The organism is Prochlorococcus marinus str. SB (assembly GCF_000760115.1).
Classification (GTDB): Bacteria; Cyanobacteriota; Cyanobacteriia; order PCC-6307; family Cyanobiaceae; genus Prochlorococcus_A; species Prochlorococcus_A marinus_D.
Genome location: NZ_JNAS01000002.1, coordinates 1,110,936 through 1,124,575, shown reverse-complemented (window position 1 = coordinate 1,124,575; position 13,640 = coordinate 1,110,936). Strand labels below are relative to the sequence as shown.

The 13,640-nt window shown below is 31.7% G+C and carries 18 protein-coding genes; 7 read left to right on the top strand and 11 right to left on the bottom strand.

The genetic code is table 11. The annotated features are described in order from the left end of the window. Window position 1 precedes the first annotated feature (1 nt). From EV02_RS00535 to EV02_RS09650, 5 genes are all read right to left on the bottom strand, one after another. Window positions 2-1,267 (bottom strand): carbohydrate porin, encoded by a 1,266-nt coding sequence (locus EV02_RS00535; RefSeq protein WP_032520330.1) that lies wholly within the window; start codon window positions 1,265-1,267, stop codon window positions 2-4. Between the two features lie 132 nt (window positions 1,268-1,399). After that, entirely contained in the window at window positions 1,400-2,269 is an 870-nt protein-coding gene (glyQ, locus tag EV02_RS00540) for a glycine--tRNA ligase subunit alpha (protein WP_032520328.1), read from the bottom strand. A 155-nt stretch (window positions 2,270-2,424) separates the two neighbouring features. Beyond that, window positions 2,425-2,811: a DUF1824 family protein gene (locus EV02_RS00545; protein ID WP_032520327.1), complete on the bottom strand. Its 387-nt coding sequence runs from the start codon at window positions 2,809-2,811 to the stop codon at window positions 2,425-2,427. A gap of 21 nt (window positions 2,812-2,832) precedes the next feature. Then, window positions 2,833-3,165: a phenylpyruvate tautomerase MIF-related protein gene (locus EV02_RS00550; RefSeq protein WP_032520326.1), complete on the bottom strand. Its 333-nt coding sequence runs from the start codon at window positions 3,163-3,165 to the stop codon at window positions 2,833-2,835. 2 nt (window positions 3,166-3,167) lie between these two features. Beyond that, entirely contained in the window at window positions 3,168-3,341 is a 174-nt protein-coding gene (locus tag EV02_RS09650; protein ID WP_193742652.1) for a hypothetical protein, read from the bottom strand. A 148-nt stretch (window positions 3,342-3,489) separates the two neighbouring features. On the opposite strand from EV02_RS09650, the gene EV02_RS00555 reads away from it, so the two are divergent. Next, window positions 3,490-4,128, top strand: a complete 639-nt coding sequence (locus EV02_RS00555) for a methyltransferase domain-containing protein (protein WP_032520531.1) — start codon at window positions 3,490-3,492, stop codon at window positions 4,126-4,128. Between the two features lie 109 nt (window positions 4,129-4,237). Further along, window positions 4,238-4,483, top strand: a complete 246-nt coding sequence (locus tag EV02_RS00560; RefSeq protein WP_002807817.1) for a hypothetical protein — start codon at window positions 4,238-4,240, stop codon at window positions 4,481-4,483. A 4-nt stretch (window positions 4,484-4,487) separates the two neighbouring features. Here EV02_RS00560 and EV02_RS00565 read toward each other — a convergent pair whose 3' ends face one another. The 3 genes from EV02_RS00565 to fldA all read right to left on the bottom strand — a co-directional run bounded on the left by EV02_RS00565 (window position 4,488) and on the right by fldA (window position 6,945). After that, on the bottom strand, window positions 4,488-5,141 hold the full coding sequence (locus EV02_RS00565) for a DUF3386 domain-containing protein (protein ID WP_032520325.1): 654 nt from the start codon (window positions 5,139-5,141) through the stop codon (window positions 4,488-4,490). 77 nt (window positions 5,142-5,218) lie between these two features. Then, the gene (locus EV02_RS00570; RefSeq protein WP_025956826.1) at window positions 5,219-6,277 is read right to left on the bottom strand and encodes a chlorophyll a/b binding light-harvesting protein; all 1,059 of its coding nucleotides are present in this window, start codon (window positions 6,275-6,277) and stop codon (window positions 5,219-5,221) included. A gap of 143 nt (window positions 6,278-6,420) precedes the next feature. Beyond that, the gene (fldA, locus tag EV02_RS00575) at window positions 6,421-6,945 is read right to left on the bottom strand and encodes a flavodoxin FldA (protein ID WP_011818786.1); all 525 of its coding nucleotides are present in this window, start codon (window positions 6,943-6,945) and stop codon (window positions 6,421-6,423) included. A 141-nt stretch (window positions 6,946-7,086) separates the two neighbouring features. Between fldA and EV02_RS00580 the strand changes: the two genes are divergently transcribed. The 5 genes from EV02_RS00580 to EV02_RS00595 all read left to right on the top strand — a co-directional run bounded on the left by EV02_RS00580 (window position 7,087) and on the right by EV02_RS00595 (window position 9,735). After that, window positions 7,087-7,821 carry an AhpC/TSA family protein gene (locus tag EV02_RS00580; RefSeq protein ID WP_032520324.1) on the top strand — a complete coding sequence of 245 codons (735 nt, stop codon included), beginning with the start codon at window positions 7,087-7,089 and terminating at the stop codon, window positions 7,819-7,821. Between the two features lie 17 nt (window positions 7,822-7,838). Then, the gene (locus tag EV02_RS00585) at window positions 7,839-8,096 is read left to right on the top strand and encodes a SemiSWEET family sugar transporter (protein WP_032520323.1); all 258 of its coding nucleotides are present in this window, start codon (window positions 7,839-7,841) and stop codon (window positions 8,094-8,096) included. 81 nt (window positions 8,097-8,177) lie between these two features. Next, window positions 8,178-8,402, top strand: a complete 225-nt coding sequence (locus EV02_RS00590) for a hypothetical protein (protein ID WP_032520322.1) — start codon at window positions 8,178-8,180, stop codon at window positions 8,400-8,402. Between the two features lie 205 nt (window positions 8,403-8,607). After that, a complete protein-coding gene (locus EV02_RS0108960) occupies window positions 8,608-9,402 on the top strand; it encodes an AEC family transporter (protein ID WP_032520530.1) in 795 nt (264 codons plus the stop codon). Between the two features lie 81 nt (window positions 9,403-9,483). Continuing rightward, window positions 9,484-9,735 (top strand): hypothetical protein, encoded by a 252-nt coding sequence (locus tag EV02_RS00595; protein ID WP_032520321.1) that lies wholly within the window; start codon window positions 9,484-9,486, stop codon window positions 9,733-9,735. Here EV02_RS00595 and EV02_RS00600 read toward each other — a convergent pair. From EV02_RS00600 to EV02_RS00610, 3 genes are read right to left on the bottom strand one after another with little or no spacing between them, the layout of a single operon-like run. Then, window positions 9,732-11,537 (bottom strand): ArnT family glycosyltransferase, encoded by a 1,806-nt coding sequence (locus EV02_RS00600; RefSeq protein WP_032520320.1) that lies wholly within the window; start codon window positions 11,535-11,537, stop codon window positions 9,732-9,734. The two genes, EV02_RS00595 and EV02_RS00600, sit on opposite strands and share 4 nt — an antisense overlap. A 6-nt stretch (window positions 11,538-11,543) precedes the next feature. Then, window positions 11,544-12,620 (bottom strand): glycosyltransferase family 4 protein, encoded by a 1,077-nt coding sequence (locus EV02_RS00605; RefSeq protein ID WP_032520319.1) that lies wholly within the window; start codon window positions 12,618-12,620, stop codon window positions 11,544-11,546. Between the two features lie 28 nt (window positions 12,621-12,648). Continuing rightward, window positions 12,649-13,590, bottom strand: coding sequence for a DMT family transporter (locus EV02_RS00610; protein ID WP_032520318.1), 942 nt, complete (start codon window positions 13,588-13,590; stop codon window positions 12,649-12,651). Window positions 13,591-13,640: the final 50 nt, after the last annotated feature.

Below are 13,640 nucleotides of genomic sequence, written 5' to 3'. Positions count from 1 at the left end.
ATTAGAATTTAAATGTTGTTTCTAGAACTGTACCAAAAACATCTCCACCTGAGACTCCATTTCTGTCAGATCCACCAAAAATAGCAGGAGTAACAGTTATAGAATCATTAGGCTTGAATGCATAATAAAGTTCGTATGCAAATGGCGTAACATCTGAGTCTTCATTTGATGTAGGCTGACCGAAAGCAGCACCTATTTTATCATCAGCATTAAAGATATCTTGCCAATTCAATCCAACAAACCAGGCATCCGCAGTTGAACTATCATAATCGGTAGTATCGTAACCAACCGAAATTGAAGGAGTAGCAGTACCAGCCGTATCAGGTCTCCACCATCCTCTTAAACCGATAGCAGTATACTCATCACCATCTTCTGCGTCACCATTGATATCCCCAGCTTTGTAGTAGCTATCACCCCAGCCATTGGACTTGACGTTCGCGATTGCTGAAACAGAGTATCTAGGTTGTGTATAACCAATTTGGGTTGCCCAACTAGTTTTTGACTCGTCGGTTAATAGACCTGTAATACCATTTGTAGTAGTTGATTTGGTTCCTATGTTTGAACTAAGGGCAAAACCATTATCAGCTTTGTAAGCCCAACCAAAACCAGTATCTGTACTTGCACCATATGCATTTCCATTACCACCTAAAGTAAATTGCTTAGTTACTGGTTTATATATAGATGGGCTAGTTCCGTGCATATAATAGTTTTCAATTTTTGGACCTACCCAAAATGTGTTGCTTTCACCAAGAGGGAATTGATACCAAATCTTGTCAATCTTAAGTACATCAGAATTGCCTTTTGCGGAACTGAGATAAGTTCCATAGTCCTTACTTGTTGTAAAATCCCCGCCATTTCCGGATTTTATTCTTACGTAAAGGTTATCGTCACCAGTGAAACTTGAATTAAGGTTCATTGTGTAACTGTAATAAGCCTGAACAGCCTCTGAATTACCAGAATCGTCGTCGTATTCAACTGCACCTATAGTGAAAATTGCTTTACCATCCATTGTTGTGGTGTCAGAGAAACCGCCAGCTTCTAATACGTTTTGCTTGGCTTCTAAGCCATCAACACGACCCTTTAGGTTCGCAATATCTTCACTAACTTCGTTAATGAATGTTTTACTGTCAATTATTGAAGAGTTTACTTGGCTACGGGTGTAGCTGTTCATTTCTTCTAAGTTGAGTACGTCGGAAGCTTGCGAAGCAACTGGAGCTAATAAGCTCAAAGATGCGCCTGCCACCAACATTTGTTGGAAGAGTTTCATTTTACCTCACACGAAAATAACCCATATAATTTGGGTATCTATACTGTATCGAGCGTAACAAAAAAGGAAAGAAATATAAGTTTCATCTCGATGTAACTTTTGATACTATTATTTTTTCTTATCTGAAATTTACTAATTTTTTATCAATGGGAAATTAAGGGATTCTCTTTCATCTACCCATGATGAAGCAACTTCTCTTGCTAATTTTCTAATTTTTTCTATATATTGTGCACGATCTGTAACTGATATTACGCCTCTAGCATCAAGAAGATTAAATGTATGACTACATTTCAGAACAAAATCAAGCGCAGGATAAATTAATTTCTTTTCTGTTAACGAAATTGCTTCAGCTTGATAAATTTCAAATAATTTCCTGAGATTATCAGCACTAGATTCAGAAAAATTATAAGAGCATTGACTTTTCTCAAATTGAAGCCAAATATCGCTATATTTCAAATCTTTGTTCCAATTTAAGTCCCAGATACTTTCTTTATCCTGCAAAAACATTGCAATCCTCTCTAATCCATAAGTGATTTCAATTGGGATTGGATTACAATCTATACCTCCGCATTGTTGGAAATAAGTAAATTGAGTAACTTCCATTCCGTCCAACCAAACTTCCCAACCTACACCCCAGGCGCCAAGTGTGGGAGACTCCCAATTATCTTCCACAAATCTTATATCATGATTTCTAGGATTGATTCCAAGAGATTCTAGAGATGTCAAATATTTTTCCTGTATTCCTACTGGTGAAGGTTTAATTATTACTTGATATTGAAAGTAATGTTGCGCCCTATTTGGATTATCGCCAAAACGCCCATCAGTAGGTCTTCTACATGGCTCTGTATATGCAACACTCCAAGGCTCAGGTCCAATGGCCCTTAAAAAAGTATGCGGATTCATTGTTCCAGCACCCTTTTCGGTGTCATATGGCTGCATAATCAAACAACCTTCTTCTGACCAAAAATTATTTAAATTTTGAATTATATTCTGAAAAAACATTAAATTAAAATAATGCAAAAATTTAGATCAATGCCAGTAACCATAATAACAAAGCTTTAAAATAAAGAATATTTTTTAATCCAAGTTTCTAAAAATGTCATCCTATAAAAAGATGTCAGTTAATTAGATCTTTACCAAAATAAATAAGGAATTAATTATGTAAAAAAATCTAATGGCATTGGTCCAAAAGTATTAGATTCTTTAGCACTATCGTCATACTGACATGTTATTAAAATTCCTTCTCCAAGTCCATTTTCAGATCTGACAAAAACATTACTAGTTTTTTGATTAGCTTTTAAAAAAACACCTCCATCAGCATGAAGGGAACCTAGATTCACAAATTCAATTGAGGAATATTTCTTAGAAATTGATTGTAATGCTTCAATAGCTTTACTATCACTAGGTGCCATGATGCCTATTGTTATCCAGTCTGCATTAAAAATATTTGCTTCTAGTTCCTCTAAAAGTTTTTTTTCTTGCCTATTACTTAATTGAGGTGCAGTTCTAAGATTATTTAAATCGACTAATTTATTTATTTCCATTAGCTCTTATCTAAAAAATTCTCAACCAAATGTTCTTCCATTCCAAGCCCACAATGAAGCTGGCACATCCTCAAAAGAAATATAAATTCTGTCTATTGGGATCCCCATTTTCTCATATACAAAATCTGATATTGGCTTTGCCATTTCTGAAGGATTTAGAGAACCTATTGATTTGATTTCTAAAAAGCAAGAAGGTGTTACATCATCAAAATACATATGGCAATTATCATCTATTTTTGCCATAACAAAACTTCTTGATTTTTTAGTTAAAGATGAAATAAGAATTGAAATTTCTTCGAGTAATTTGCCTTTATCATTTACTTTTGCGGAAGTCGAAACATTAATATAAGGCATCTCTATGCAGCAAGATAATCTTTCTTAGAATCATTTTCTAGATAAACAGTTTTATTTTTTAAATTTCTTTTTGATGAAAGATATGCCATATCGTATGAACTTATTCCGTTTTTATAAGGATTGAAAAGAGCATTTTTAGACCTGTTTTTTTTGCTCCTTTTTAACTCAATCATCATTATTAAATCATTTATTAATAATCTAACTTTTTTTGAATAGATGTCTAGGTTTTTTGAGAATTTTTAATTTTTTAAATGAAAAAATTCCTAATACACAATTAGAATTTCTTTTTACTAGATTTGAAATGTGGTTTCAAAATTAGTTGCTTTGGAAGTCTTAAATAATTATCAAAGGAAAAAACTCGATGAGAGGAATGATGAAGAATTTTATACTGATCCAAAATTTGTTTATCATCTAGATGCAAACTTCAGGCAAAATCTAACAGATTTATATGAAGGAGAAATTGATAATTATTCAACTGTTCTTGATTTAATGTCAAGTTGGGATAGTTATTTACCTAAAGGGAAAAAATATAAACAAGTTATTGGACATGGTTTAAACAAACAAGAACTTGAAAAAAACAAAATTTTAGATTCTTTTTGGATACAAAATTTTAATTTAAGTCAACAAATTCCCCTAGGGAAAGAAAGCGTTGACTATTGCTTGATGGTAGCCGCGTGGCAATATTTACAATATCCAGAGAATTTAACCAAAGAAATTGCAAGAATATTAAGCAGAAAGGGTAAAATTATTATTGCTTTTTCAAACAGAGCATTTTGGCATAAAGCTCCAAACATATGGACTTCATCTACTGAAGAAGAAAGGATCAAATATGTAAGAAAAGTATTAATCTCAAACGGATTTAATGAGCCAAAAATTATCAAAAAGTTTACTCAACCATCACTTAATATTTTTAATTTTTTAAATAAAGACCCATTTTATTGTTTGATCGCAACAAGAGAGTAATTTTTTAATTGCATTGCATTAAATAAGAACTATATGAAAAAGTTATTAACTATTTTTCATAGCCATACTTTTAAATTTTTACTAATATTGGGTAGTTAAAATTAATCATATGGGTTCTAAAAGAGAAAAATATCCTGAAAAATGTCCTTGGGATCTTGGCCCTAATCAACATTTAGCAAAAGAAGAGAATTGGACTTTAAGATTAGGAGAAGCAAATGTATGCTTTAGCAAAAATAAATTAGATAATAATTATTTTCATGTAATTAGTAATGAAAATGAAGAGCAAATTCTAGCTTTTAGAGCAAGACTCTTGTATCAAAAACTGCTTGATAAAGGGTTTAGATTGGTTGAATAAAAAACTAACTTAATAAATTTAGATCCTCGAATACAAACTTTTGTGTTTCTTCTTCTTTATTTTGGTTTAAGAATTTTATTGTCCTCGAATTTAATATCCAATAATCGTCTTTATCCATATTTAGAAATTCATCCTCATATTCCAATTTTTGAGAATCTATCTCAAATGTATCTGGATCAATTTGTTGACTACTATATTTTTTACTAAGGGAACCTGTTCCTGTATCTAAAAATTCTTCAACAAAAATTTCTATTATGGTTCCATGAATTTTTCTATAAACCATATTAATACAGTTATTTTTAACTCTATATTTATCACCTTGATTCTTACCTGAAACGCTCATTTCAATCCCACTTTCAGAATTTTTAAGAAAGTTAAAATTATTTTCTGAGTGCACTGATTCAAATTCTCTTTTTACCCTATGTATACAAACTTCAAATAACTGAGAAGCAATACTTTTAACAACTTTTTCATCTTCTATATTTTGAATATTTGCTTTAAAGTCTTTACCTAATACGAAGTCACCTTTATGAATATTATTATTATTCAAGAAAATACATTTACCTTGGTAACCATGAAAATCATTCTTCCAAGTGTAACGATTTTCATAAGCCTTTTTGAAAATCTCCTTACAATTAATTTCTTTTAGATTATCCATTAATTTTTTGAAAACGTTTAATAATTCTACAAAAAAAAACCTCCCTGTTATGAGGAGAGGTTTTTTATTTGATTAAACTAGTTTTGAGTAATTTTTGTATTTTCAATATTGTCAAAAGCTTGACCAATTTTCTTAAAGTCAAATCCCATTGCTCTTAGTGCGTGCCAAAGATGACCCTGTAAGAAAAAGAAACCCAAATAAAAATGAGTATTAGCAAGCCAAGCTCTTGAGCTATACGCTCCTGAACCTAAATCTACTGTATCAGTAAAATAAGGGGCGAATTCAAATTGTAGCTTTAAAGGTTCTCCATATAGATCAACTGGATATATGGTCGTATTTGAAGCACACCAAAAAGCAGCAACAAAAGCCATATAAGAAACACCCACAACTGAGTATGACAAAATTGCCTCAGCTCCAAGTAATCCTTTCCCTTTAAATTCAGTATATTCCCCAAATTGTTTAGTGCAAATATGGAAAACACCTCCAATAATTTCAAGGAAAGCTAGGAAAGCATGTCCTCCCATAACGTCTTCCAGACTATCTATTTTTAAAAAATCAAATTGATGATTCCAGATAGCGGCAATATCTAAATTGTAAATAACTTGTCTTGTAGATCCAATTGCTGGGTCGTAAATTCCATGAATACGAGCCCATTCAACGAACATAATTGCTCCAAGCCCAAGAAAGATTAGATGATGACCAAGAATAAAAGTTAATTTATCTGGGTCATCCCATTCGAAATCAAATTTTTGTGGCTTACTATTTTCTGGATAGTCTCCAAGATCACCTGCAAATTTGTTGGAATGTAATAATCCCCCAGCACCCAATACTGCTGAGAAAATAAGATGTAATGTGCAAATTACAACAATTCCATATGGTTCTGTAATAACACCATTTTCAACGCCACCAATTCCAATACCAGCAAGGTGAGGCAAAACAATTGCTTTCTGTGCACCCATTGGAATACTGGCGTCATAACGAGCCAATTCAAATAATCCAAAAGCTCCTGCCCAGAACATCATTAAGCCTGCATGGGCAGCGTGAGCAGCTATGAATTTACCTGAACGGCCAACAACACCAGAATTCCCTGCGTACCAGTCATAGGTGACATCAGATTTTCCGTAAGTTTGTAACACTTGATTTAAGTAAACAGCAAATTGAGCTTATTGCTTATCAGTATTGTTTTTACATATTCTTTACAGATTTAATTACTTATGTAAAAAAAACATATTTTGAAAGAACAAATGTTACAAACTAGGGAAGTAATATCTAAGAAAGCTTACGCCAAAGAAGGGATCTCACCCTTAAGTTGAGAAGCCCATGTTTCAAGACGCGAATCGGTCAAATCAGATTCACTATCCTCATCAAGAGGTAATCCACAAAAGCTTTCTCCAATAACACTTTTAGACTCATCAAATGTATAAGAAGATTTATCTACGTAACCGACCATTTCGGCTCCTGCTTTTGTGAAGTAGCTATGAAGTTCTTCCATCGCATCACAATAGTTTTCTGTATATGTAGAAGAATCTCCTAAACCGAAAATTGCAACTTTCTTTCCCGATAAACTTAGTTCACCAATATCCTCTAAGATTGAATCCCATGCAGTCCCCGATCTTTCTTCATCGGCACCAGTATTCCAAGTAGGTATCCCGCAGATAATTCCATCAAGACCTTCAAATTCTGAAAGATCATCCACATCAGATACATCTTTAGGTGCTTCTGCGGAAGAAATAAAGTTGTGAAGACGATCAGCTACGTCTTCAGTTTTTCCAGTTGTAGTTGCGTAATAAATTCCTACAGTCATAACTTCAAAATGTTTACATTAAAATAATAAAATCTAAAAACGTTAAATTAATTTCTTTAAAAACTTTTTCGTGTAAAATTTTATACTGATCAACGTAAGAAAAATTTTTTTTAGAATAATTTATAAAACATTTAAACGATCGTGACTGACAAATTCCAAAATGATATTAAAAATCTTATAGAAGAATTCAACTTTAATGGGCATAAAAAATTTAAATTAATTGTTTTATTTGGTTTATTGGGAGATTTTGATAGCTTTGAATATGCATTAAATTTGAAAAATTATATCGATAATAATCAAGATATAAATTTAGATATTTTTGCAATTGCTATTGGGAACCAAAATGGGAAAGAAAAATTTTGTAAATTTACTGGCTTTCGTAAAGAAAACTTAACAGTCGTTTCTAATAACCAAATTCATAACAATCTCAAAGTCTCAAGAGGATTAGATATTGGTTTAGGAGGTTGGATCAATATGCTTTTGATGTTATCAGGAATAAATTCTTTTAAAACAATCAAAGAAGTTATTAGAGGATATCTCGGAGACCGCAAAGCAAAGCAAATCTATTCAGAATTTGACAAAATTGTAGTTTTGAAATTTCTAAAATTTTCAGGTAATTCCTTTAAAAAGGTTTTTGGGGATGGTTATTTGAGACCATTTGAATTGGCAACATTTAGATTAAACAATATGAATGAAATAATCCAAAATTGGAGTGATTACATATTTAATGAAGAATACCTTCCACAAAGAGGCGCTTCATTCTTATTAAATGATCAAAATCAAGTAATTTATAAATTTTTTTCAAGTGATGTTCTTGGATATTCATCAAACATGAGAGATCCCTTAGGATTTTTATCTGATTTAATTAAAGAATAGTTCTTAAAAATATTTTTATGGATGTAGATATATTTGGATATTTTGCAGCGATTTTAACAACATCGGCATTTCTACCTCAATTGATAAAAACTTTAAAAACCAAAAAAGCAGAAGATGTTTCCTTGACAACATTAATAATGTTTATTATCGGTGTTTTGTCTTGGATTATTTATGGTTTTAAAATTTCGTCTACACCAATATTGATAGCAAATTTAATTACCCTGATCTTAAATCTATTGATATTAATTTCTAAAATATATTTTTCAAAAAAATAAAAATAAATAAAAAAATTTTCAAAGTAATAAATTTTTGATTTTTTTAAATCTTTATTAAAATAGAATAAAAAATTTTTAAATTTGAAAACTTCAAAATGCTGGGTTTGGTTTAAAGGTAGCTTTAATAATGGTGGATATTGGAAAGAAGGTTTTACTTGTACTTTTGATGAGAAACCAGGAGTTTTAATAGAAAGCCCTGCTTATGTAACTTGTCGGGTTCCTACATGGAGAGTTTTGACTAAAGAACCAGAAAATTTATATAAATCTCCTTTAATTCCTGACAAAGCAATTTGGAAAATAATTTAAATTCTAAATGAATTAGAAAAAACTTTTTCATTGCACTTCGGCAAGTTAATATTGCTTTAATAAATATTTAATTAATACCATTTATTCTCTTTTCATAAATATTATCCCCTTCTTGATCCTTGGTTTTCTTTTCGGAAAAAAGAATCCAAAGAATTCAAAATATATTGCAAGACCTCTAATAAGATTTGGCATTCCATTAAGTGTAATGGGTCTCCTATTAAAAGAAGGTATAGATATAAACCTAATTAAGAGTGCGTTTTTAGCATTCTCTGTAATTGGATTTTTAATAACGTTAATAAATATAGTTCCAATATTTAAAAAGAGGCTTCCTAACTATACATTGCAGCTAGCTGGTCTAATAGGTAATACATCATTTCTTGGGATACCAATTGCGATAGCTCTTCTACCTTCAACAACTATAAATTTCACTATTGGATTTGATTTAGGAACAACACTTTTCGCTTGGATATTTGGACCTTTTTTTCTTAAAGAAAAATCAAACAACGATAACATCCCGAACATCAACGGACTAATTAATGCATTGATAAATAGTCCTGCATCGAGAGGGATTATTGGAGTACTTCTTGCATATCTTTTCCAAATAAATGAAATCTTAGGAAATTATCTTTGGATTCCTGCAAGAATAGTTATTGCATTAGCAATAATAATTGTGGGAACAAGACTTGGAATAATAACAAATCAAAAGGGAGGGATTTTGGATATAAATAAAGAAATTAAATTTTCAATTTTGTTAAAATTATTTATTTTCCCTTTTATTGTTTTTTTAATGTGCAAAACTTTAAATTTTAATTTCTATCAATCATCAGCAGTAATTCTTCAGGCAGGAACCCCAACAGCAATATCAACAATACTAATGGCAGAAGCTTATGGCGTAAAACAACAAATAGCTTCAAAAATTCTTTTTACTACAACTTTAATTTCATTAATTACAATTCCTCTATTAAAAATATTTATGAGTTTATTTATTCAAACAACTTAAATGAAGCCTACAAAACGCATAATTGATGAATATTGTAAAGATTATATCCTGATAACTAAATAATGTCTTAAGATTTAGGGCATGAAGTCAGCAAACCCTGAAAATGAATATATCCCTTTAGAGCTAAGGATTTCTGTGAGGAGAGATACTCTAAGGCTTATCTCAGAAATGGCTCAAGATATGGGAATAAGCATTAATGATGTTTTTAGTTTTTTAGCCGAAGATTCTGTCATCGATCTCGAATTAATGGAAGATTTAAATAAAATCGATATCCCAAGCAAGTGCAGCATTGATGATTTAAAAAATGCTCTTCTTAAAAAAAGACTTTGTTAAAATTTTTCAACTTTTCTATTTTCCCAGTCAGATTTATAACCGCTATTCACAAGGATTTCCGAATATTTGTTCAAATCACTTTTTTGAATTCGCCATAAATTATAAATCCCAAATTTACCCAATTTTTGATGATTAATTTTTGACCATTCCTTTCGGCGAGAAGAGAATTCATCTATCACAACCAATAGAGATTTATACTCATAATCGGGTTTATCCTTATAATTTTCTCTTCTATCAGTATTTAGCCTTTCTGAAAGATTAATTAATCCCTCTTCAGTGTTTGGTTCATAAAGAACTATTTGCCTAGAATAATAGTGTAATGAAGGTTTTCTTATCCCGATCATTGCCAAAGTTTCCCTCCCCTCGCGAATATCTACAATTAATTTTGAGATATTCCTTAAAGGTAATTGTCTAGAGGTATCTGCTAATTTCCTTATTGGGGACATCAAAAAAGATTGTCCAATTAAAAGTAAAATTTGAAGATAAAGAAGGATATTTTTGGACTTTAAAGAAAATAAAATTATTGCAAGAAGTGTGAATGAAGAGAAGAATAATTTTGCTTTAAAAATTATCCCAGAGCTTATTAATTCAGATGCAAGATTAGGCATTTCAGGATCATTTATTGAACTTAACCAATTATTTGAGAAAAAGAATGCTATTGAAATACCAAACAAAATTAAAATATTTAAAATCCATAAATATGGATAACTTTTACTTGAATTTTTTAAGTTGATAAAGCTATTACTATTTAAAATTGCCGCTGCTGGAATTGCTGGCAACCAATAGCTTGGCAGTTTCGTAGCAGAAAGGCTGAAGAAAATTAAAACTGATGTTAACCAACAAAGAGAATAGGTATAAAGGGTCTCAGTGACATCGCAATTTTGTTTTGAACTTTTCAAGAAATCCTTAAAGGTTTTGAATATCCCATGGTACAAAAAAGGCGTGAATGGTAATGAAGCCAATATCATTATGTAAAGAAAAAACCAGAATGGTTCGGCATGGTTATTTACAACTGAGGTATATCTTTGGAAATTATGGTAACCAAAAAAATTTTCCCAAAAAGGCTTTCCCTCTTTTATGAGTTCTAATATGTACCATGGAAGACTTATAAGTACTGTTATTAAAAAACCTTTCTTTGGGTTTATCTTACATAGCAACGTTTTCCAATTCTTCTGACTAAACAAGAAAGATGTAATAGTCAATAATGCCAAAACAAATGCAACAGGTCCTTTAGTTAAGATTGCAAAACCTAAAAATACCCATGCTGAAATACATTGATGATTATTTTCACTTGCCATTCTTCTCCAAAATAAAAGAAGGCTTATCCCTAAGGTTCCAGTTAAAAGGGCATCACTCACGGCTGTTCTGCTCCAAATAATAATTAATGGAGACAAAGCAAAGCCTAATGATGCAACTATTGGAGTGAGGAATTTTCTATCACTATTTTGTGGCCAACAAAACAACGTATCTCCAATCATCAACATTAAGAATAATGATGCCAAAGCTGAAGGGAGTCTTGCTGAAAGAGTCCCTAAACTATCCCAAATCTCGTTTTTCGGTAATGAGTAAAAAAAACCCATTAGCCAATATATCAGTGGAGGCTTATCAAAGCGGAATATTCCATTAACTTTTGGAGTTAACCAATCACCAGATTCACTCATTGCCCGTGCTGCAGCGGCAAATAAAGGGGGAGTTTCATCTACCAAACCTGTAGTGCCTAAGCCTAAGATAAATATAATGATCCCACTAATTAAAACTATCAATAAGGTTAAAAGCCTTTTTTTTGAGTTAAGAAGAATCATTTAATATTATTTATATTCATGCATTACCTTATTAAGCCAGTTCACAACCTTGTAAGCAAATATATCTGCGGAGGCATTTTTTTCTACCCATTCTCTACATTTCTGACGCTTTATTTTTTCAATAATCTCTACATAAGAAAGCATATTTTTTTTGTCATCAGGGTCAGCAAGATAACCAGTTTGGCCATGCTGAATAATTTCACTAGGTCCTCCCCTTTTATAAGCTACAACAGGCACCCCACAGGCTAAAGCTTCAACAATAACGTTCCCATATGCCTCATTCCATTTAGGAGTATTTAGCAATCCTCTGCATTTACCAAGTTCTTTTTGTAATTCATCAGTTGATAAAAACCCCATCCAATCTATAGCTCCTTGAGGAAATGATTTTTCTATCTTTGAGGCATAATTCTCATCTTCTATAAATCCCCAAACTTTTAATTTTTCACCAAGTTGATTTGCTACATAAACTGCATCCTCCAAACCTTTCTCAGGAGCCACTCTTCCAACCCATGCCAAGGGTCCCTTAACTGAATCTTGAAAAATATAATTATCTAAATTAAACCCATTCCCAATAATTGTTGGTTTTTTTATGAATGGATAATCATTAGCTTGCATTTTTGAATGAAAAGCAAAATTATTTGGATATTTATCATATACCTTAGAGATTAAATTACTAATAACTGAACTTTCAGAACCCATACTAATAATATGTGCAATTGGGATCTCTAAATTTAGAGTCATCCAGATAGGCAGCCAATCATAGGACATGTTCAACAATACATCTGCATGTTTAGCGATATCTAATCCCTTTTCAAGCATTCCTGCTAAAAGAGAATTGTCTGGGATACTCACTGGAGAATTATAATTTTGATGCTGCCAACTAATTTGATCTTCACCTTCCACAAAATGTAATTTTACCTCTACATTACTTTGATGTAACTTAGAATTTTTTGGAGCTACAACCTCAACAGAATGACCTAAAGAAATTAAACCTGAAACTAAAGAATTTAACGTTAATTCTACTCCACCACCTTTGCCACTCCCTAGGAATCCTATTGGAGTACTAATCAAAACTATTCGCATTATTAGACTTTTTACAAAAAGAAACTAATTAAATAGTAGTATCAGAAAAATTTTTTTCCCATAAACTCTTTCTCTGGCTAACAAAAAATACTGAGATAAGAACAAACACCACTCCTATCCACTGCACAATAGTGAGTCTTTCATCTAACCAAACACCTCCACTGAGAAGAGCAAATACAGGGGTTAAAAATGCAAGTGTGCTAAATCCAGTTATTTCTTTATTATTAGCAAAGTAGAAAAATAATCCATACGCTATTGCTCCTCCAAAAATACTTGCAAATGACATAAGTCCCCAATCAAATAACGACCAATCTGGAATTATTTTGAAATTTGATTGTAAGCAGTGCTTAATAATTAAGGGCAAACTACCTAAAACCATATGCCAACCTGTAACTGCCACTGGATCACTTTTAGTGCAAGTGAATCTAATTAAAATTGTTCCTAATGCCATTGCTAAAGAAGCTGCAAGCATCCAAAGTTCTCCAAAATTAAAAGCAACATCATTTATAGACTTATCAGACATCAACCACCAATTCCCTAAAAATTCTTGTGGAACTCCTAAAAATACTATTCCTCCCAACCCAAAAAGTAGTCCTAACCATCCTATTGGATTAATTAAATTCCCAAAAATTGCCCTCGCTAAAATAGCTACCAAAAGCGGTTGAGAATCAATTAAGACAGAACCTAAACCTGCTCCAGTTTTTTCGATACCATAAGTTAAAAACAACTGAAAAAAAGTGGCATCTACAATCGTAAAAACTAAAAACCACTTCAAATCGCACTTATAAATTTTTAAATCTCTTTTAAACAAATATGTTGTTATTAGAACAAGAATCCCTGCAGGAAGTAATCTTAAAGAAGCTACAAAATCTGGCCCAGCACTAGACACTAAGGGAGTCATAGCCGCCATTGAAGTACCCCAAAGTGCAAAAGGGAGTATCATTAAAAACCAATTTAGGATTGAATTCATTAGGTCTGCTGATAGTCTTTTTAAAGTAGTTTTATGAATTTACCTTAAAA